We start from the raw sequence: 1490 nt of genomic DNA, 5'->3' as shown, positions 1-1490 counted from the left end.
TGGCGCTGCCGTGGCCGCTGCTGCCCGACGAACTGGAGGCGCTGCTGGGGCCGCGCCTGGCGGCGCTGCCGCGGGTGTGGCTGTTGCCGGCCGAGGCGGCGTTGCAACGCCATCTGCGCCTGCCGGCGGCGGCCGCCGAGCACCTGCGCGAGGTGGTGAAGTTCGAGATCGACCGGCAGACCCCGTTCCAGGCCGACCAGGTGATCTACGACGTGCGCGCCGACGGTCGCCGCGACGACGCCCAGCTCGACGCCGAACTGGTGGTGGCCCCGCGCCGCGTGCTGGACGACCTGCAGGCCAGCGCCGGCGCGCTGCGCCCGACCCTGGCCGGCATCGACGTCGCCGGCAGCGATGGCGCGCCACTGGGAGTGAATCTGCTGCCGCAGGAACAGCGCCACCGCCGCGCCGACCCGATGCGGCGCTGGAACGCGATCCTTGCCGCCACCGCGCTGCTGGCGCTGTGCGCGGCCGGCTGGCAACTGTTGGACAACCGCCGCGATGCGCTGGAGCACCTGCGCACCCAGGTGGACAGCGGCGCGCAGCGCGCACGCGCGGTCGCCGCGCAGCGCCAGCAACTGCTCGACCTGGTCGAAGGCGCCGCGTTCTTCGACCAGTTGCGTGCCGAGCGCCCGGCCTCGGTGGAGGTCTGGAACGAATTGAGCAAGCGCCTGCCGGAGGGCACCTATCTGGAGAAGTTCTCGATCGAGGGCAACCAGTTGCAGTTGATCGGCCTCAGCAGCGAAGCCTCGTCGCTGGTCGGGCGCCTGGAAGGTTCGCCGCTGTGGCGCACGCCCTCGCTGACCGGCGTGTTGCAGGCCGACCCGGGCAGCCACCGCGACCGCTTCACCCTCACCGCCGAGCTGGCCGGGACCAAGCGCAAGGAGGCCACCGATGCCGGTGCAGGTCGATAAGCGCGACCGCTGGCTGGCGCTGGGCCTGCTGCTGGCGGCGCTGGCGCTGGGCTACCTGGTGCTGGTGCATCCGTGGTGGACCGTGCCGATGCGCGAGGTCGATGCGCAGATCCAGGAACTGCAGCAGCGCGAACTGCGCGTGCGCATGCAGTTGCAGCAGGCGCCGCAGGTGGCGCAACGGCTGCAGCAGGCGCAGCGCGAACTGGCCACGCGCCCGGGCTTCCTGCGCGAGACCTCGGCCGAACTGGCCTCGGCCGGTCTGGTGCAGCGCCTGGAAAGCGCGGTGGCCACGGCCAGCCCCGGCAACCGCAGTTGCGCGATCAGCAACCGCTCGCCGCTGGCCGCCGACAACCGTAGCGACCGCTTCACCCGCGTGGCGGTGCAGGTGCGCCTGCGCTGCGGCACGCCGGAGCTGGCGGCGGTACTGCATGCGCTGGAAAGCGGCACGCCGGCGCTGTTCATCGACAATCTCAACGTGATGGCGCAGCGCTACCAGCTCTCGCCGGGCGAGAGCGGCAACGGCCTTGACGTGGCCTTCGAACTGGCCGGCTACCTGCGTCCGAACGCGATGCCGGCGCC

2 protein-coding genes are annotated in these 1490 nt (G+C 72.4%); both read left to right on the top strand.

Annotation, left to right across the window (positions count from 1 at the left end):
- Positions 1-911: PilN domain-containing protein (locus D180_RS12905; protein ID WP_017913114.1), on the top strand; the 911-nt coding region annotated here is incomplete at its 5' end.
- Positions 892-1490, top strand: a 599-nt coding sequence (gene gspM, locus D180_RS12900) for a type II secretion system protein GspM (protein ID WP_043090942.1), incomplete at its 3' end; no start/stop codon positions are given. The genes D180_RS12905 and gspM, both read left to right, overlap by 20 nt.

It is taken from the genome of Xanthomonas sp. SHU 166 (genome assembly GCF_000364685.1).
In the GTDB taxonomy this organism is placed as follows: domain Bacteria; phylum Pseudomonadota; class Gammaproteobacteria; order Xanthomonadales; family Xanthomonadaceae; genus Xanthomonas_A; species Xanthomonas_A sontii.
Note: the sequence above shows the minus strand (reverse complement) of the source record. Positions and strands in the feature narration are given on the sequence as shown.